The sequence below is a fragment of the Vibrio sp. B1FLJ16 genome (assembly GCF_905175385.1).
Lineage (GTDB): Bacteria > Pseudomonadota > Gammaproteobacteria > Enterobacterales > Vibrionaceae > Vibrio.
The window spans coordinates 1,859,782-1,878,164 of record NZ_HG992749.1 but is presented as its reverse complement, the minus strand read 5'-3'; the positions used below and the strand labels follow the sequence as shown (position 1 = coordinate 1,878,164).

14 protein-coding genes are annotated in these 18,383 nt (G+C 45.6%); 6 read left to right on the top strand and 8 right to left on the bottom strand.

Going from position 1 to position 18,383, the window contains the following annotated elements; genetic code table 11:
* Window positions 1-32: 32 nt before the first annotated feature.
* The 5 genes from argE to KHN79_RS08530 all read right to left on the bottom strand — a co-directional run bounded on the left by argE (window position 33) and on the right by KHN79_RS08530 (window position 4,774).
* Entirely contained in the window at window positions 33-1,202 is a 1,170-nt protein-coding gene (argE, locus tag KHN79_RS08550) for an acetylornithine deacetylase (RefSeq protein ID WP_182008398.1), read from the bottom strand.
* Between the two features lie 100 nt (window positions 1,203-1,302).
* Window positions 1,303-2,169 (bottom strand): ABC transporter ATP-binding protein, encoded by an 867-nt coding sequence (locus tag KHN79_RS08545; protein WP_182008397.1) that lies wholly within the window; start codon window positions 2,167-2,169, stop codon window positions 1,303-1,305.
* A complete protein-coding gene (locus KHN79_RS08540) occupies window positions 2,157-2,960 on the bottom strand; it encodes an ABC transporter permease (RefSeq protein ID WP_211907234.1) in 804 nt (267 codons plus the stop codon). Before KHN79_RS08540 ends, KHN79_RS08545 begins: the two co-directional genes overlap by 13 nt.
* Window positions 2,961-2,974: 14 nt before the next feature.
* A complete protein-coding gene (locus KHN79_RS08535) occupies window positions 2,975-3,907 on the bottom strand; it encodes an ABC transporter substrate-binding protein (protein WP_211907233.1) in 933 nt (310 codons plus the stop codon).
* Window positions 3,908-4,231: 324 nt separating this feature from the next.
* Window positions 4,232-4,774 carry an XRE family transcriptional regulator gene (locus KHN79_RS08530; protein ID WP_182008396.1) on the bottom strand — a complete coding sequence of 181 codons (543 nt, stop codon included), beginning with the start codon at window positions 4,772-4,774 and terminating at the stop codon, window positions 4,232-4,234.
* 100 nt (window positions 4,775-4,874) lie between these two features.
* Between KHN79_RS08530 and KHN79_RS08525 the strand changes: the two genes are divergently transcribed.
* From KHN79_RS08525 to KHN79_RS08510, 4 genes are all read left to right on the top strand, one after another.
* A complete protein-coding gene (locus tag KHN79_RS08525) occupies window positions 4,875-6,044 on the top strand; it encodes a benzoate/H(+) symporter BenE family transporter (RefSeq protein WP_182008873.1) in 1,170 nt (389 codons plus the stop codon).
* 484 nt (window positions 6,045-6,528) lie between these two features.
* Window positions 6,529-7,668: an efflux RND transporter periplasmic adaptor subunit gene (locus tag KHN79_RS08520; protein ID WP_182008395.1), complete on the top strand. Its 1,140-nt coding sequence runs from the start codon at window positions 6,529-6,531 to the stop codon at window positions 7,666-7,668.
* Window positions 7,669-7,670: 2 nt separating this feature from the next.
* Window positions 7,671-10,826: an efflux RND transporter permease subunit gene (locus tag KHN79_RS08515; protein ID WP_182008394.1), complete on the top strand. Its 3,156-nt coding sequence runs from the start codon at window positions 7,671-7,673 to the stop codon at window positions 10,824-10,826.
* A 126-nt stretch (window positions 10,827-10,952) separates the two neighbouring features.
* Complete coding sequence (locus KHN79_RS08510; RefSeq protein ID WP_182008393.1) at window positions 10,953-11,405, top strand: MarR family transcriptional regulator; 453 nt, start codon at window positions 10,953-10,955, stop codon at window positions 11,403-11,405.
* A 58-nt stretch (window positions 11,406-11,463) separates the two neighbouring features.
* On the opposite strand, the gene KHN79_RS08505 is transcribed toward KHN79_RS08510, so the two are convergent.
* On the bottom strand, window positions 11,464-12,420 hold the full coding sequence (locus KHN79_RS08505) for an AEC family transporter (RefSeq protein WP_182008392.1): 957 nt from the start codon (window positions 12,418-12,420) through the stop codon (window positions 11,464-11,466).
* 594 nt (window positions 12,421-13,014) lie between these two features.
* On the opposite strand from KHN79_RS08505, the gene KHN79_RS08500 reads away from it, so the two are divergent.
* The gene (locus KHN79_RS08500) at window positions 13,015-14,655 is read left to right on the top strand and encodes a methyl-accepting chemotaxis protein (protein ID WP_182008391.1); all 1,641 of its coding nucleotides are present in this window, start codon (window positions 13,015-13,017) and stop codon (window positions 14,653-14,655) included.
* An 81-nt stretch (window positions 14,656-14,736) separates the two neighbouring features.
* On the opposite strand, the gene KHN79_RS08495 is transcribed toward KHN79_RS08500, so the two are convergent.
* Entirely contained in the window at window positions 14,737-15,507 is a 771-nt protein-coding gene (locus tag KHN79_RS08495) for a tRNA isopentenyl-2-thiomethyl-A-37 hydroxylase MiaE (RefSeq protein WP_182008390.1), read from the bottom strand.
* Between the two features lie 418 nt (window positions 15,508-15,925).
* Window positions 15,926-16,696 (bottom strand): DNA repair protein, encoded by a 771-nt coding sequence (locus KHN79_RS08490; protein ID WP_182008389.1) that lies wholly within the window; start codon window positions 16,694-16,696, stop codon window positions 15,926-15,928.
* Between the two features lie 668 nt (window positions 16,697-17,364).
* On the opposite strand from KHN79_RS08490, the gene cysB reads away from it, so the two are divergent.
* Complete coding sequence (gene cysB / locus KHN79_RS08485; RefSeq protein ID WP_182008388.1) at window positions 17,365-18,339, top strand: HTH-type transcriptional regulator CysB; 975 nt, start codon at window positions 17,365-17,367, stop codon at window positions 18,337-18,339.
* Window positions 18,340-18,383 lie beyond the last annotated feature (44 nt).

Sequence of the window (18,383 nt, the reverse complement as noted above, 5' to 3'; positions counted from 1 at the left end):
TTGTTTTCGTCAGTTTTAAAACCAAATAAAAACTAAATAAAAGCGTTATCAGCTAATGACCGGGCGAGTTTATGAATAAATGCCTCGGCTTTTTCTAATTGCTCGAAAGTAATATATTCATTTGGTTTATGGCCCTGTTCCATATTACCCGGACCGCAAACTAACGTCGGTATTTTAAGCTGCTCTGAAAACAGGCCACCTTCGGTTCCGAAATTGATCCGGCTGATCTCAAAGTCCTGCGCGAGATTTTGTACATAATCAATCAAACGGGTATTTTCGGATGTATCTAGCCCAGGGTATTCGGTCAGGATCTCTATTGTGATATCGCACTCTTCGCTGGTTTCGCGCATCTCTTCAACCAGTTGTTCCGTGTATGTGCGTAACTCACTCAATATTTGCGCTGGATTATCACCGGCGATATTACGCATTTCGAAGTCGAACTGACATAGATCCGGGACGATATTCAGTGCCTGACCACCTCGGATTGTCCCGGTGTGAATGGTGGTGTAAGGGATCTCATACTCAGCGTTAAATGGGCCGTGATCCCGCTTGGTCAATGCCATGTTCTCCAGCCAGTTAACGAGGCGCGCTGCATAGTTGACCGCGTTAACCCCGTAAGGAGCCATGCCTGAGTGACAGGATTTACCGGTTACCGTCACCTTAGCTGCCAGCTTTCCTTTATGGCGGGTCGCGACTTGCATTGAAGTAGGCTCGCCAACGATACAAGCAACAGGCTTGATGGAGAGGTGTTGCAACTGTTCGATTAATCCGCGCACCCCGAGACAGCCAATTTCTTCATCATAAGAAAACGCAAAATGAACGGGATAGTGCAGGGGACGAGCCAAAAACTCCGGTATAGCGGCCAAGACCACTGCGATGAACGATTTCATGTCGGTTGTGCCACGACCAAAGCAGCGCTGATCATCGATGACAAGTTCAAATGGGTTGGTGTCCCATTGCTGACCGGTTACTGGAACCGTATCGGTGTGTCCGGACAACATTACTCCGGCTTTGTCTTTCGGTCCTATGGTCGCAAACAGGTTCGCTTTGGTTTTGTCGTGATTAAAAACCAACGTTGATTCAATTCCGTAATCGCTTAAATAGGTTTGAACGTAATCGATAAGCGGCATGTTGGAATGTGCGCTGGTGGTGTCGTAACTAATGAGCGTTGAGAGAATATCTAATGTACTTTGATTCGGCATTGCAAATACAACTCGCTTCCGTCTGTTGAGTAAAAAGTGATGACTGACGATATAAAACCCATGATGTCTGATGAGGAGCATCATGGGTTAAAAAGAAAGATTAATGTACTTCAAGCAAGTCGTCGTGCAGAAGTGACAGTATTTCTTTCTTAAGTGTGAGGAACTCTGGCTCCATCGCCATATCAAGTGTTCTCGGGTGAGGAATATTAACGTCCAGAATCTTTTGAATGCGCCCCGGTTTAGAGCCCATTACAAACACCCGGTCACCGAGCATGATCGCTTCGTCAATATCGTGAGTTACGAACACCACGGTTTTACGGCTCTTTTCCCAAACCTGTAACAGCAGTTGCTGCATTTGCAGGCGAGTCTGGCTATCCAGTGCTCCGAACGGTTCATCCATTAACAGAATTTTCGGGTCGTTAGCCAGTGAACGGGCGATAGCCACACGTTGCTTCATACCACCAGATAGCTGTTTTGGAAAATGATTCGCGAAGTTTTCCAATCCAACTTGCTTGATGTAATCATCAACGATTTTCTTGCGCTCAATTGCCGGCATTTTCTTCTGCTTCAGACCGAACTCAATATTCTGCGCAACCGTCAGCCAGGGGAATAGAGTGTAGCTCTGGAAAACCATGCCGCGTTCTGCACTCGGTCCCTTAACGGTGTCACCGGCAACCCGAATTTCGCCGTCTGTCGGGTTATTTAGGCCCGCAGTTAGATAGAGCAAGCTCGATTTACCGCAGCCCGAAGGGCCGACAATCACGACAAACTCTTCATTTTTTACTTCTAATGACAGGTTTTCGATTGCCGTGAACTCGCCACCGTCTTTGGTTGGGAACTTCAGCGTAATATTATCAATATGAAGTTGGGTTGGTTGCTCAGAAACGGATTTTAAACGTCTGGTTGATTGTGAGTCATCGCTCTCGTCCTCGTTAAGGGGCTTAGTATTTGTGGCTAGTTGTCCCATGCGCTTAACCTCAATCGTAAAACTTTAAAGAACTGGTCGGTGATAAGTCCGAGCAGGCCAATGATGACAATGGCAAGGAAAATAATGTCGACCTGGAATCCTCGCATTGCTTTGAGGCTGATATAGCCAAGACCACTGTTTGCCGCAACAAGCTCTGCAACTACCAGGTAAGTCCATGCCCAACCTATAGTCACTCGAAGTGCATCCAGAACGCCCGGTACTGACGCAGGCATAATGATTTGAGTGAGCACTTTTCTTCGGCTCGTACCCAGAGTGTATGCCGCGTGCAGCAGGTCTTTAGATACGCCGCGTGAAACGTCTGCAATCATCACCACTTGCTGGAAAAACACGCCGAAGATAATCACGGTTACACGTTGTTCGATACCGATACCAATCCAAAGGATAAACAGGGGTACGAACGAGGTGACCGGTAAGTAACGGATGAAGTTAACCAGTGGATCCAGGAATGCCTGTACGATTCGGAAGCTGCCCATAAGCAGCCCCAGCGGGATGGCGACCAGGGATGAGAGCCAGAAGCCGATGATCACGACTTCTAAGCTCGACCAAATATGGGTAAACAGTGAACCATCTTCGGCTAAACGCATACCCGTTTTGAGTACTTCAAGCGGCGAAGGTAGGAACATACTTGGCACCCACTCGGTGTACGAGAGGATAACCCAAGCTGTCAGTAGCACTATCCAACTGATAGCGCCGGCACTGATGACAAACTTGCTAGGGATATCCTCTTTAGGTGCAGTTAACTGCTGTAAAGAGAATGATTGATTAGCCACAGATGATTCTCCAATTATTGTTTAACGAATCGGTTGTCGACTAATTGTTCGTAGGTTACTTGGTAATCTTCTTTTTTCAGCTCACTCCAGGTTTCATTCGCTAGTTTAATCACAGGTGCGATCTCGCCTTCTTTGCCCAATTCGCCAAGAAGTTTGGTCGCCATTTCCTGGTCGTAGAAACGTACTGTCGCTGCGGCTTCAGCTAAGTCTTTTGGATCCGATAGGTAGCCACCAAGTTGTTTTGCCATGATCTCGTAGGCTTTTTCCGGGTGATCTTTGGTGTACTGAACCGCGCGGTATAAGCCGTCTACCAGGGCTGCTACGTCGTCAGCTTGCTTTTCAATGACATCACAGCGCAGGTTAACGACATCAACAATGACACCAGGAGTTGCTGTACTATCGATGAGAATTTTGCCAGCATTTTGTGAGCGGGCAAAAGACAGGTTTGGTTCCCACGTCACCGCTGCCGGAACACGACCAGAAATAAATGCACTCGCAGCGTCGTCCGCTGTCATGTTCTGCACCGTGATATCAGACATGCTCATACCAGCATCTTTAAGCAGATTAGATAACCAGAACTGAGATACTGAACCTTCGTTTACTGCGACGGTTTTGCCTTTCAGATCCTGAATCGAGTTAATACCGTCCTGAACCAGGATACCGTCACCACCGTAGCTGTCATCCAGTACAGCAACAGCTTTAAAGCAGAATTTTGGTCGGTATTTCAGAATTTCGTCGATGGTTGAAGCGGAGCCGTCAAGGTGACCAGAGGCGGTTGCAGCCATATACATTGACGCTTCTTCGATAGTCTGAAGATCGACTTCCAGCCCTTTTTCTTTGAAGTATCCCAATTCGTCTGCAAGATAAAGTGTGCCGTAACCAACCCAAGTGGTCATTCCCAGTGAGAGTTTACCTGCGTGTGCTAGTTGGCTTGACAGTGCAAGCACAGAAAGAACCTGAGCAGCCGTTTTTACGTGTTTTTTTTACCGCGCTTTGCTGTTTACGCATATTCAATTTCCTTTTGAATCGATGGGCTTTAATTGAGCAAATTCAGTTAAGCACGAGTAAATTTTGTGAACAATTATTAAAAACTTAGCTTTTGGATAGGTTTTTTTTATCCAGTCAGGTTTGAGAGAAACAAGATTGATGTCAGGCGCGAGAGGCTAAATGTGGGAAGGCAACCTAGCGTTGCAACGCTGAGCCTGTTTGCAAAACGGAGGTTTGTTAACCTTTACCTTGCTACAGGCTAGCGCGAATTTATTTGCAGTGGGTTATCCTCTTGGATAACAAACAATATTCTGAAATGTTGTGGTTTTCGTTGCGGCTTCGTATCCATGCGGTTGATCGCTAAAAAAACGAATACTATCTCCGGTTGTCAGGTGGTGCCATTCATCATTGAAGAAGACATTCATCTCGCCGCTTAGCACGTGGATATGTTCGATCACACCCACACCATGTGGTGAAGACATTTGGCGATGATGATCAGTTAAAGTTATCTCAAACATCTCCAGACCAGCGTCCGCCTTATAAGGAAATAGCGTGTTCACTTTCATTTTGGCGTCATCAGGGAAAGCGCGATCACTGGAACGTAACTCCGGGTCATTGGCAAAGAAGGCTGAGAACGAAGTGTCCAGTCCGCTGGCTATCTTCCAGAGCGTCGAAATTGTCGGGCTAGACTCTTCTCGCTCAATTTGTCCCAGCATTGCTTTAGAAACGCCTGTCAGCTTAGACGTAGCATCTAAACTCAAGCCTCTCTTTTTCCTTTCAGATTTCAGATGGTGAGCAATTTCAGATTTAAATGCTGATTCATTCATAACCAAATACCTTGTTGTGCGTTATTGCGCACGATGTTATCTTTTCGTTGTATGTTATAGCGCACAGAAAATATTATCATAAAGCAGGGAAGAGCGAATGATGAAAAAGCTATTCAATTTAAGTCATGCATCTGCGGGGTTTACCGCTGTGTTAGTCGGCTATACCAGTTCGGTGGTGATCATCATTCAGGCAGCAACTTCGGCCGGTGCAACGCCGCTACAAATCGAGAGTTGGTTACTGGCGTTGGGCGTCGCAATGGGGGTTACCTCCATCGGGTACTCCTGGTTTTATAAAACGCCGATTTTAACCGCGTGGTCCACACCGGGTGCAGCGATGTTAGTGATCGCTTCGCAGCAGTATGAATTACCCGTTGTGGTCGGGGCATTTGTTGTCTCAGGGGTACTGATCTTGCTGACCGGGTTAATTACACCTTTAAGTAGAGCGCTTGAGAGAATTCCTCCTCAGTTAGGTACGGCGATGCTTGGGGCAATCTTGCTACCTTTCTGCCTGAACAGTTTTAAAGTGGTGAGCAGTGCGCCCATCTCTTTTCTGCTGATGTTTAGCGTTTTATTGTTAGCAAAGAATGTGATTCCCAGATACGCGATGCTTGTCCTGCTTATTATTGGTGTCTTCTGTTCTGTTGGCGTTGAAGATGCAACAATTGATATTACGGGGTTATCTTTCGCGCAGCCGGAATGGGTGACGCCGGGAATCACTGCCAGTGCGATACTTAATCTGTCTGTTCCTCTCTACATTATCACCATGCTTTCACAAAATCTTCCCGGCATTGCGATGATGAAAAGTTACCAGTATGACACCCCCGTAAAACCGATTCTTATCGGTACAGGATTAACGAATATTCTTGCCGCACCTTTCGGCGGTTTCAGTGTTAACCTTGCCGCGATTTCAGCTGCGATCTGCATGACAGAGGAAGTAGATTCAGACAGACGGCAGCGCTACCGGGCTGTCATTTGGGCTGGAGCGTTTTATCTGATTGCCGGCGTATTCGCGACAACGGTCGTTGCGGTATTTTTATCCTTACCTGACGCAGTAACAAAAATTCTGGCGGGATTTGCGCTGCTGGGCACCCTGATGATGTGCCTGCAAACCGCTTTTCATGATGAAGGCTACCGTGAATCTGCGCTGCTTACCTTTCTTATCACTTTGTCGGGTTTTAGTTTTCTAGGCCTGAGTGCGACCTTGTGGGGCCTGTTGGTCGGCATCGTCCATTTACGTTTATTGAGTAGCCAAAAAAGCCGAGTTGCTTAGCGAGTTTAGGTTCCGTATTTGCCTTTGTTAGCAGGTCAGGAAGTTTGATCTGGTAATAAAAATAAGAATCTACGTATAAGTTGAATTATTTGCTAAGGCTTTAACTAAGATTAGTTCGAATACTTCTTGTTATCCGTGGACTGTTTTTAAACGTTTACTGAATAAAAGTGGACTTGAAGACAAAGTTTTGTACACATTTCGGGTGGTTTTGGCATCACTTTGGTTGCAAATTCACCTTTGTCCTTGCACACAGAAAAATGTGATTTCCAACGCAAAATGATCGTTAATGAGATCTAGAGCACACCTTTTAGACAAACGTAATCTTTAAGCGTATAGAACTGTAAATGTTGTTGTATGTACAACACTGGATAACTATCATCCTAGCTAATTTTTGAATGTAAACTCATCAATTATAACCACAATTTTTAGGTGGCTTTTAAGGTGCCTAACTGGTTTCTAGATCAAGTAAGAAGAGAGATGTTTCATGAGATGTAAAACCACGCTATCACTGCTGATAGCGTCAAGCCTGTTCATGGCTGGATGCCAGCCAAGTCAAGAAGCAACAAATCAAAGTAGTGGCGCAGCGCGAACAGCTGAGGTTAATGTATTAACGGTAGAGCCTGTACGCCAGATGCTAACGGTAGAGTTACCGGGTCGCAGCAGGGCATTTAAAGAGGCGGAAGTACGTCCTCAGGTGAGTGGTATCGTTTCAGAGCGTAACTTTGTTGAAGGTGGTATCGTTAAACAAGGTCAGTCTCTGTATCAGATAGATGACTCAACATACCAAGCCGCTTTGCTTAGTGCAGAAGCGGAACTGATCCGCGCTAATGCGGCTGAAGACTCAACCTCTGCAACGGCTAAGCGTTACCGTGCCCTAATTTCTAAAAAGTCGATCAGCCAACAAGATCTTGATGAAGCCGAAGCTGCTTTTAAAGAAGCGAGAGCTCAGGTTTTAGTGGCGAAAGCAGCCATTAATACTGCGAAAATCAATCTTTCTTACTCTCAGGTAAAAGCACCTATCAGCGGCGTTATTGGTAAATCTAGCGTGACAGCTGGTGCCCTAGTTACTGCAAACCAGTCTGACAAACTGGCGACGATTCAACAGCTTGATCCAATCAATATTGATATCGTGCAGTCATCAGCTCAATTGTTACGTCTGAAAGCTGCATTGGCTCAAGGTCATATCGAGCAGGATGAGTCTGCGGAAGTAACATTACAGCTTGAAGACGGCACGACATACGCCCATAAAGGCACGATGAAATTTGTCGAAGTGAATGTGGATGAGAGTACTGGCAGTGTGACACTGCGTGCGGAGTTCCCAAACCCTGACGGTCTGCTGCTACCGGGTATGTTTGTTCGCGCAACTGTCATTACCGGTGTCGATCCTGAAGCAATTCTTATTCCGCAAAATACCGTAACACGTGACGCGCGAGGTCAGGCAACAGTGATGACTGTTAGTGCGGACAACAAAGTTGTTGCGACTCCTGTTACTACCGCAGAGACGGTAGGCAATCAATGGCGCATTATTTCAGGCCTGAAAGCGGGTGATAAAGTGATTACTGCTGGTTTACAAAAAGTAGGTCCGGGTAGTCCTGTCAGTATTCAAAGCGGTGAACAGGAGTAATCATGGCACGATTCTTTATCGATCGTCCGGTCTTTGCTTGGGTACTGGCTATTCTGACCATGTTGGCAGGGGTAATGTCGCTGACCAACTTGCCAGTTTCGCAGTACCCAACCATTTCACCGACTACGGTCAACATCTCGGCTCGATACCCGGGTGCATCAGCAAAAACAGTTGAAGATTCGGTTACTCAGGTAATTGAACAGAATATGACTGGTCTTGACTACTTACGCTACATGTCGTCAAGCAGTGATGCGTTTGGTAACGCAACAGTAACTCTGACTTTTGACAGCGAAGCCGATCCGGATATTGCTCAGGTACAGGTACAGAACAAGCTTCAGTTGGCGCTTACTTCACTTCCGAGTGAAGTTCAGAGCCAGGGCATTGTTGTTGAGAAATCGAATTCCTCTTTCTTGATGGTTGTTGCGCTGTATTCAGAAGATCCGGACTATACCCAGAACGATATCGCTGACTATGTTGTCTCGAACATCAAAGACCCGATCAGCCGTGTATCAGGCGTGGGTAAGGTTCAGGCGTTTGGTTCTCAGTACGCGATGCGAGTTTGGCTTGACCCGTTTAAGTTAACCCAATTTAATCTGACGGCCATTGATGTTGCCAGCGCGATCAGAGAGCAAAATGCTCAGGTATCGTCGGGTCAGCTTGGTGCGGCTCCTGCGCAGAAAGGGCAGTTATTAAACGCTACAATCTCTTCTGCGAGCCGTTTAAGCAGTGTTGCAGAGTTTGAAAACATTATCCTGAAGTCAGATACCAGTGGCGCGAACGTGTACCTAAAAGATGTTGCACGTATCGAGCGCGGTGCTGAAAGTTACGATATTAAGGGGCAGTTCAACGGTTACCCTGCGTCAGGTTTGGGCCTTTCTCTGGGTACTGGTGCTAACGCATTAGAAACCGCCGAGGCAGTAAAAGAGCGCTTGGCACAGTTACAGGAAAACTTCCCTGAAGGTTTGCAGATAGCGTATCCGTTTGAGACGACACCATTCGTTCAGGCGTCGATTCACGAAGTGGTGAAAACGCTGCTTGAAGCGATTGTTCTCGTGTTCTTAATCATGTACCTGTTCTTACAGAACTTCCGTGCAACGTTGATCCCGACTATCGCTGTACCTGTTGTATTGCTTGGTACTTTCGCGATTTTGTACGCTACCGGATTCAGCGTGAACACGTTAACTATGTTTGCTATGGTTCTTGCCATCGGCTTGCTGGTGGATGATGCCATCGTTGTGGTAGAAAACGTTGAACGTGTCATGCACGAAGAAGGCCTTGAACCTAAAGAAGCCACGAAAAAGTCGATGGGACAGATCACCGGAGCTCTGGTTGGTGTCGGTCTGACCTTGTCAGCGGTATTTGTACCAATGGCGTTTATGTCGGGTTCAACCGGGGTGATCTACCGTCAGTTTTCTATCACCATTGTTGCTGCGATGACGCTTTCTGTACTGGTTGCAATCATCCTGACGCCTGCTTTATGTGCGACATTATTGAAGAGAGGTGATGCAGAGTTTACAGAGAAGAAAGGATTCTTCGGTTGGTTCAACCGCAAGTTTGACTCGTTAACTGCGGGCTATGAATCAGGCGTAGCGAAACTGCTGAAACGCACTGGCCGAATGATGCTGTTGTTTGTTGCGATGACGGCTGGCGCTGGTTGGCTGCTTACGAACCTGTCGACGTCATTCTTACCAGACGAAGACCAGGGAACCATCTTCTCGATGGCGATTCTTCCGCCGAATTCGACTCAGGAACAGACGGAAAAAACGCTTGATAAGATGCGTACTTACTTCCTGGAAGAAGAGAAAGATGTCGTCAGATCCTTGTTTACTGTGGCTGGCTTTAGCTTCGCTGGTCAGGGACAAAACATGGGTATGGCGTTCATCAACCTGAAAGATTGGTCAGAGCGTAAAGAACCGGGAATGGACGCAGGGTCATTAGCGGGTCGCGCGATGGGGTACTTCTCAACGATTAAAGAAGCACTGGTATTTGCTTTTGCTCCTCCGGCTATCCAGGAACTGGGTAATGCGACTGGTTTTGACTTCTATCTTCAAGATGCCTTGAACCAGGGACATGGTGCACTAGTTGCGGCACAAGGGCAGTTACTTGGAATGGCTGCACAAAACCCGAAACTGGTTGGTGTACGCCCGAATGGCCAGTCTGATGCGCCAATGTATCAGGTTCATGTTGACCACGTTAAGTTACGTGCGCTGAACGTGAGCATAGATGATGTTAACCAGATCCTTTCCTCGGCGTGGGGCGGTGCTTACATCAACGATTACATTGACCGTGGCCGCGTTAAAAAGGTAATGATGCAGAGTGATGCTCCGTACCGTATGCAGCCTAAAGATTTTGACTCTTGGTACGTGCGTAACTCAAACGGCGATATGGTTCCTTTCTCAGCCTTTGCTCATGGTGAGTGGACGTACGGTTCGCCTCAGCTACAGCGCTTCGATGGTCTCCCTGCGATGAACATTCAGGGCGGTGCAGCGCCGGGAGTAAGTACTGGTGAAGCGATGGCAGAAATAGAAGCACTCGTAGATCAGTTACCTGACGGTTTCCAGGTGAAATGGACTGGCATCTCTTATGAAGAGCGCCTATCTGGTAACCAGGCTCCAATGCTGTATGCGTTGTCGATTCTGGTGGTATTCCTGGTACTGGCGGCATTGTATGAGAGCTGGTCGGTGCCGTTTGCAGTCGTACTGGTTGTGCCTCTTGGCGTGCTGGGTGCCGTGTTAGCCGTCATGGGACGTGGGCTGGATAATGACGTGTTCTTCCAGGTCAGTCTGTTGACGACGGTTGGTCTGGCAACGAAGAACGCTATCCTGATCGTTGAATTTGCAAAAGAATACTACGAGAAAGGTGCAGGCTTGCTGGAAGCGACTCTACATGCGGTTCGTGTACGTCTTCGTCCTATCATCATGACATCACTGGCGTTTGGTCTGGGTGTTGTTCCTCTGGCGATCAGTTCAGGTGTAGGTTCTGCGGGTCAGAATGCGGTTGGTACAGGTGTACTTGGCGGTATGATCAGTGCGACTTTGCTGGGTATATTCTTTGTACCGATTTTCTTTGTTGTGGTAGAGCGATTATTTGACCGCCGGGCAAAAAAAGAGCAGCAAACTGAACAACTAGAAGAGACAGCTTCAGAATCTGAGTCTTAAGAGTAGTACTTAATGGTTTTAACTAAGTTATACTACTGATATCTAATGTAATCACAGAGCGCTTCGGCGCTCTTTGTTTATGTGAACAATAGGACTTACCGCCAGTCACTGGTTGTTTAGAAAATTATGAAAGAAAAGAAAGTTTCTCCTATTACCATTTTGGATCAAAGCCCGATGTTTGTTTGCGGAGTTATGCAGCGTATGTATCGCAATCGTGCACAGGCAGAGCTGTCACGCCTGAATTTAATCACCTTAGAGATGGCGAGTGCGTTAGCTGCGGTAGAAGAGTTTCAGCCTATGAGTCAGCAAGCTCTTGCTAATGCGGTTCTCAGTGAACGCAGCGTCGCTAAACGCATGGTGGATAATTTAGAAAAACGCGGCTTAGTACATGTTTCAAAAAGTGAAACTAACCGCAGACTCAAGATGTTGAGTATTACGGCAGAGGGGGAGAGGGCGCTGCGTCAGGTTCAGCTAATCATGAGCAACCTCCAAAAGGAGTATTTTGCAAGTTTAACTGAAGCTGAGTCGGCTGAGTTCTTTCGGTTGGTACGTAAAATCACTCTGGCCAATCAAGCGTGATCGTGACCAGGTGATGTATTACTGCAAGATAAGTAATACTCAACTAACCATTTGATTGTTAGATTAAATTAAAAGAGTTCAACACAACAATACCTAGTGTGCACGTTAGGGTAGAAAGAACAGTTGTTAAAGCAATAATGTTTGCTGCTAAAACAGCGTTTCCCCCCATGGAACGAGCCATTACGTAGCTTGCGGCTGCAACTGGCGATGCATTCATAAAAAACAAAATCCCCAGCTCTACACCACGGAAACCCATCAAATACGCTCCCAATGTCACGACTAAAGGTGCGACGACCAGCTTATAACTGCTGGCGAACCACGATGGCCCTTTTTCTTTTCTCATCAGACTAAAATTTAACGAGCCTCCTGTACACAAAAGTGCGAGTGGCAGGGTCATTTTTGACAGGTAATTTCCCGCATCAATAGCGATTTTCGGAACAGGGATAGATAGTAAATAAAATGCTATGCCAAGCAGGATCGCGATAATTAACGGGTTTTTGGTCATGGTTCTGACCATTAACTTCGCTGCCTGTGAGGCGGAGGTTGCTCCTTTGGGAGATAAGCAAATGACCGCTTGCACATTGTAGATGAAGGTCGTCACAGCAACGTAGAGTGCAGCTAATGCAACGCCTTGAGAACCGTATGCACTGGCTACATAGGCGATACCTATGATACCGGTATTAGCACGAAAGCCACCTTGTATTAGTACGCCTTGATCAGAGGATGCCGGAAAAAATAGCTTAACGGAGGCGTACGTGAAAATGAAAAAGGAGATACTCGCGATTACCCCGTAGCGAATAAAGCTGCTGGCGGCAGAGAAATCATGTTCAGATGAGACAATGCTTATAAACAGCATTGCTGGCAGAGTAACTTGAAATACCAATTTAGAGCCGACATCGATAAAGTGTTCGTCAATAAGGCCGATTCGTTTGAAGAGTACACCCAGCAATAACATTAAGCAGATAGGGCCAGTTATCGACAAAGAAAACTGTAACTGGTGTAAAACAAAATCCATGTAAGTGTCCGCAGGCAAACAAGTTTTATGAGTCACTATTAAGCCATAACTCAGAGGCGGGGGATAGACATCGGACGGATTTTTCTTGCTTAGCGAATTTGTCGCATTAGCTTGCCATTTATACTACGGCTGAAGATAGAAAAGAGCAGTTGTTTCTTCGGTCAAACTTATCGCTTTAATTGATATTCATGTTAATTGTTAGAGGTTATACTCTGCCCGCTAAAAAAGTATGGTTATTGGTTGCCACTCTTATCTAAATTTTTCAGAACATTATCCCCAAATAACCTCAAGATGCTAGGTTCAGCGAGAATGACTTGGCTTACAGGCGCGGCAACGATTTGAAGATCTAGTGGTTCTAAATCAAGAATCGTAAACAAAGACTGTGAGCCCAGTCAGCTCGCCCTTCAGGAGCGTGTCACAGACACTATTTCAGCGTAAAATAACTTGGAAATAGCTTGCTATTCCACTGCGTTATCTTCCTTGAACTTGTGCCAGTGACAACGTTCTGAATCCTGCATATTGAGGTCATTTGGGGATATAAAGAGGTTGCCAGTGAAGCATCCTCAAAAATCTCATTGCGTTTAGGAGTATAGAATGCAATACCTTGCACACTTGAAAGTGAGAACTCGCTTAGCTCTCGGATTTGGGGTACTAGTAGCATCAATGGTCGTGCTTACTATTGTCGGAATTCAAAAAGTTAATTTTATAGACAAAACCCTTTCTGAGGTGACGGATATCAACTCAGTAAAACAGCGTTACGCAATTAATTACCGCGGCAGCGTTCATGACCGCGCAATTACAATTCGGGATATCGCGGTAGCTCGCAATGTGCAGGAAATCGGGCTTTTTGAGGATGAAATTCATCGGCTGGAACGCTTCTACCGTCAGTCTGAGCAAAATATGCAAAGTATGATGGAAAAGAATGTCCCGTTTTCATCGGAAGAACGGGCTATTCTCCAACGTATTGATGAGATACAAGCGAAAACGCTACCGCTGGTAAAAGAAGTCATTACGAAGAAACGTAATGGAGAGGAAGTCACTGCGCTTTTACTTGACCAGGTGCGTCCTAGCTTTAACCAGTGGTTACAAGTGATCAATGAGTTTATTGATTACCAGGAATCGCTCAATCAAAATTTAACTCCGGTGGCTCGCTCTGAAGCAAGTGGTTTTCAGAATCTGATGCTGCTTTTGACAGGAGTCTCGCTTCTTATTGCGCTTGTGGTGGGCAACATCATCGAGCGCAGTTTCCGTCGTTCGTTAGGTGGTGAACCCTTTGTTGCGCAGCATGCGATTCAGTTGATGGCAAAAGGGGAACTAACTCAAGAGCATAAGAGCAGTGAGACCGGGAGTATTTTACACTCACTCTCTTTGATGTCTGACAAAGTGAGTAATATCGTGCGCAATATACGTATTGCATCGGAGCAACTCGCGGAACAGGTGGCAGAAGTTTCACAAGGTTCCAGCTCAGTTTTTGACTCAGCACAGCAGCAATCTTCTTTGACTACGCAAATGGTAACAAGAATAGAAACCATGCACGCCAGCATTGATGAAATCGCCAAAATCGTGAATATGTCCGAGCAAAACTCTGCGAAAACATCTGATCATGCCCGTGATGGTAAAGAGCGTATTGCTGCTGTCGCAGAACAAATGCAGTCGGTTACTGCCGCAGTAAACAGCTCTGTTGAGCAGGTGAAGGAGCTGGAGGCGAAAACGCGGGATATCGGTGGCATAGTAAATATGATCAGCAGTATCTCTGAGCAGACAAACCTGCTAGCGTTAAATGCAGCTATTGAAGCGGCGAGAGCAGGGGAGTCCGGCAGAGGGTTTGCTGTTGTTGCCGATGAAGTGAGAAACCTGGCAAAGCGTACAGGTGAAGCGACGACTCAGATCGAGACTATGCTGAAAGAAGTTCAGGCTCAAACTCTGGTTAGTGTATCTGCGATGGAAAATACGCAGCCACAAGTTGAAACTTGTCAAAAGAATACGGAAGAAGCCAGCCAGCTTCTGATGAGTATTGAGGCGCAATCTCAAGATTCACTGAGTCGTGTCCGGGACATTGTAGTTGCTACGGAAGAGCAGGTAGGAGTCGTCAGTGAACTTGTGGTAGCGATGGAACAAATCTCTTGTATGTCCAATGAATCGATCAATTCGATGAAAAACAACGAAGTAGCAAGTCAGAATCTGGATGCGTTATCCAATCAGCTAAAACAAGAAGTGGCATTTTTTAAAGTTTAAGGTGGTTTAGTAACGTACGCTAACTTGAAAAGAAAAAGCCGGACATGAAGTCCGGCTTTTTCTTTTATAATAGGTATATTTTTAAACAGGTACACCACTGTGGAACTTGAAGTCTGAATCTGGTGTTGAGATTAGGTCTGCCTCAACACGTCCAAAGTAAGCGACGCGTTCACTGATGTCTTTACCGGCAATCTGCTCTGCTAATACCAGGTAGTCTTGGTAGTGGCGCGCTTCGGAACGTAACAGAGAAACATAGAACTTCGCGATGTCCTCTTCCATGTGAGGAGCAAGTTTAGCGAAGCGTTCACACGAGCGAGCTTCGATATACGCACCGATAATCAGTTTGTCGATCAGTGTTTCCGGCTCGTGAGTTTTCATATGGGAAATAAGCCCTTTCGCGTAACGACTCGCTGGAATGTTTTTGTACTCAATTCCGCGGCTTTCCATGATTTCTAATACTTGATAGAAATGGTGTAACTCTTCTTTAATCAGCAGAACCATCTTATCAATAAGCTCTTGGCTATACGGCGAATCAGACTTTGCCATGATGGCTTTAGAAATATTGCTCTTACCTTTTAGCGTCTCTAGTGAGCCGACATTACGATAAGCGAAATCTTCATAGGGCTTGAACCAGTCAAGCAGTGCGTGTGAACTGGTTTGATCAACATCGTATTTTCGGATTAAAAACATCGCCGACTGGCCTGCTTTAAGCTCACACAGCAGGTGGTCTAATAAAATGGTTTGGAGGTTGTCTGGTTTCTTCGCTTCCTCTACCCATTCATCAGGGGTACTGCAATGTAGAAACTGATTGATAGGAGTGAGAAGTTCTTGGTAAGCGTTGAGATTAATCATTTTAATGTATAGGGTCTGTTGACCTTTCGCGGTTAAATTTTGTTCGAGATAAAAGCGTTTTAATCGCGGCGAGAGGCGGACGGCTAGTTGTTTGTAGCCTAGCCATTCTAAGCAAATACCTCTCAACAAAGAGTAAAACGCTTTTAGTGGGGGCGCCTAGCTCGAACCCTTCGGGCAGCATTTGTGGCTTCTATCTATTGCGTTATCGGCTTATCAGGTAGAGTAACTACATTTCAAAGCCTCTGCCTTGTATAAAGCACCCACAAATTGCTGCAAAAATCAGCTCGAAAGGTCAACAGACCCTAAGACTTTACTTTATTTTTGGGGTTATCCCGCCACTACTTGTCGTTAAAGGCATGGATAGAAAAAGGCTGCAAGTGCAGCCTTTCATCGAATATTATGCAAACTTGATGGGATGTTACCACTTTTTCTTCTCGCCGAAGAGCGCATCCATATCATTATTACGCTCTTTATCTGCATCGACTAGCTGTTGCATTTCTTCGTTGTTTTTATCCTGACGTTTTCTATCCAAATCACCCAACATATCTTCGAGGTTTTTCTTAGCCTGAATAGAATAAGCGTCGCTTTTAGTACTCAGAGCATCAATACCTTTGCGCAGTAATTGCAGCGCGGTACCTGGCTGACCTCTGGAGATAGAGTCTTTGGCTCTTTTGATCACGTTTTCAATATTGATGCGTATTTGCATGGTTTCCAAACGTGCATTTTCAGTCACGTAAGTTTGCGTATCCAGGCGGCCTTTATTATGTTCGTTACGAATGGTATCTCTGAGGCGTTTAACCAGTTTAAGCATAGCGATAGCTTGTTTATCGCTACTTGGCATTTTGAAGGTAGTGCTCTCTCCAACTTGTTCACTGTCTTTTAGTTGAACAATTTGTTGTTTGAGGTTTTCAATGCGCTGTGCGAGCTGTTTGTTCTTAGGATCAAGTTGCTGCATGTTTTGCAACGCATCGAGAATACGATTGTTGAGACAAAGCAGAAGCTCTTTACTGAAAGGAATATTGTGGGCATGACCAATTAAATCTTCGGTGCCGTCAATTAATGAAACGTAACGAGCGGCTTCTTGACGCTTCGTCGTTTCTAATTTGACCTTGTATTGCAACATGATGTTATAGCCAAGGATTAATACCAATAAGATGGCTACCAAAGCGATTATTAAACCAATACTCATATTCTTTGCGTCTGCTTTTAGTTTCTGCGGCTAACGATTAAGAATACATGAATCTCATCCTACAAGGCACCCCTATTTGTTTGATTATTTGTACTTCATACGCGTTTTAGTCTCTTTGGAGCACACAATTATAAATTTTAGGTAACTAGTAGTTTCAATTAATTGCATATCATTTTCATGTCAAAGCACGTTTTGAGTGGTTCTTCGCTTTCAATACTTTGTTTTTTTTTTAACTAACTCCAGTGCTAGAAACAAAACTGACTATAGTGAGGTAAATTGGCTATATGTTAGAAATAGCTGTTCATTTTAATGCTATGGCGTTATAACTAATGATTATATTGATATATACCCAAGTGACTTCAAGATGCAGGATTCAGAGCGTTGTCACTGATTCAAGTTCAAGGAAAGCAACGCAGCGAAATAGCGAGCTCTTTCCAAGTTGTTTGACGATGAAATTGTGTCAGTGACACGCTCCCAAAGGGCGAGCTGTCTTGGCTTACATACTTCGTTAACGATTTTTGATTTAGGGCCGCTAGATCATCAAATCGTTGCCTCGTCTGTAAGCCAAGACATTCTCGCTGAACCGAGCATCTTGAGGTTACTTGGGTATAGCGAGTGAGCAAATTTAACACAACTTTTAGTGTCTCGAGAACGAGTAAGGGATTACGATGAAACTGCAACAACTGAAGTATATTGTTGAGGTTGTAAACCATAATTTAAATGTTTCTGCTACCGCAGAGAGTTTGTATACCTCCCAACCGGGCATCAGTAAGCAGGTCAGATTACTGGAAGATGAACTGGGTATCCAAATCTTTGAACGTAGTGGAAAGCATCTGACGCAGGTGACTCCCGCTGGTGAAGAAATCATACGTATTTCTCAGGAGATACTTGGACGTGTTGAGAGCATTAAAGCAGTGGCGGGAGAGCACACACACCCAGAAATGGGTACGCTGAATATTTCCACGACACACACTCAGGCACGCTACGCGCTACCGGATGTGATTAAAGGTTTTACTAACCGTTATCCAAAAGTTTCCCTGCACATGCATCAGGGAACGCCTTCACAAATGTCGGAAGCAATCGCGAAAGGTACGGCTAATTTTGCGATTGCAACAGAGGCGCTGCACCTTTATCAAGATGCAATCATGCTGCCTTGTTACCACTGGAATCGCTCGATAGTGGTACCAAAAGATCATCCATTGGCCAAAAAAGACAATATCACTATTCACGATCTGGCGGCTTACCCGCTCGTAACCTATGTGTTCGGTTTTACCGGTCGCTCAGAGCTCGATACTGCGTTCAACCGCGAAGGGCTGACTCCGCGAGTTGTTTTCACCGCTACGGATGCTGACGTCATAAAAACGTATGTACGCATGGGTATTGGTGTCGGTGTGATTGCAAGCATGGCTGTTGATGAGAAGCAAGACAGCGACCTGGTCGCGATTGATGCGAGTCACTTGTTTGGCGCAAGCACCACGAGTATTGGTTTCCGTCGCGGCACCTTCCTTCGTTCTTACATGTTTGACTTCATGGAGCGCTTTGCTCCGCATTTGACTCGCCCTGTGGTTGAGCGAGCGATTTCTCTCAAATCGAATGCTGAAATTGAAGAGATGTTTAAAGACATTGATCTTCCGGTCAGGTAATACTTCATTGATGTCGAATTTCCCTCTACAATGCGTCGGCTCAT

Coding starts and splice junctions, on each gene's coding strand:
- KHN79_RS08505 (WP_182008392.1), bottom strand. CDS start 12,420: ATGGATTTTGTTTTACACCAGTTACAGTTTTCTTTGTCGATAACTGGC.
- KHN79_RS08510 (WP_182008393.1), top strand. CDS start 10,953: ATGAAAGAAAAGAAAGTTTCTCCTATTACCATTTTGGATCAAAGCCCG.
- KHN79_RS08500 (WP_182008391.1), top strand. CDS start 13,015: ATGCAATACCTTGCACACTTGAAAGTGAGAACTCGCTTAGCTCTCGGA.
- argE (WP_182008398.1), bottom strand. CDS start 1,202: ATGCCGAATCAAAGTACATTAGATATTCTCTCAACGCTCATTAGTTAC.
- KHN79_RS08490 (WP_182008389.1), bottom strand. CDS start 16,696: ATGAGTATTGGTTTAATAATCGCTTTGGTAGCCATCTTATTGGTATTA.
- KHN79_RS08545 (WP_182008397.1), bottom strand. CDS start 2,169: ATGGGACAACTAGCCACAAATACTAAGCCCCTTAACGAGGACGAGAGC.
- KHN79_RS08530 (WP_182008396.1), bottom strand. CDS start 4,774: ATGAATGAATCAGCATTTAAATCTGAAATTGCTCACCATCTGAAATCT.
- KHN79_RS08495 (WP_182008390.1), bottom strand. CDS start 15,507: ATGATTAATCTCAACGCTTACCAAGAACTTCTCACTCCTATCAATCAG.
- cysB (WP_182008388.1), top strand. CDS start 17,365: ATGAAACTGCAACAACTGAAGTATATTGTTGAGGTTGTAAACCATAAT.
- KHN79_RS08525 (WP_182008873.1), top strand. CDS start 4,875: ATGAAAAAGCTATTCAATTTAAGTCATGCATCTGCGGGGTTTACCGCT.
- KHN79_RS08515 (WP_182008394.1), top strand. CDS start 7,671: ATGGCACGATTCTTTATCGATCGTCCGGTCTTTGCTTGGGTACTGGCT.
- KHN79_RS08520 (WP_182008395.1), top strand. CDS start 6,529: ATGAGATGTAAAACCACGCTATCACTGCTGATAGCGTCAAGCCTGTTC.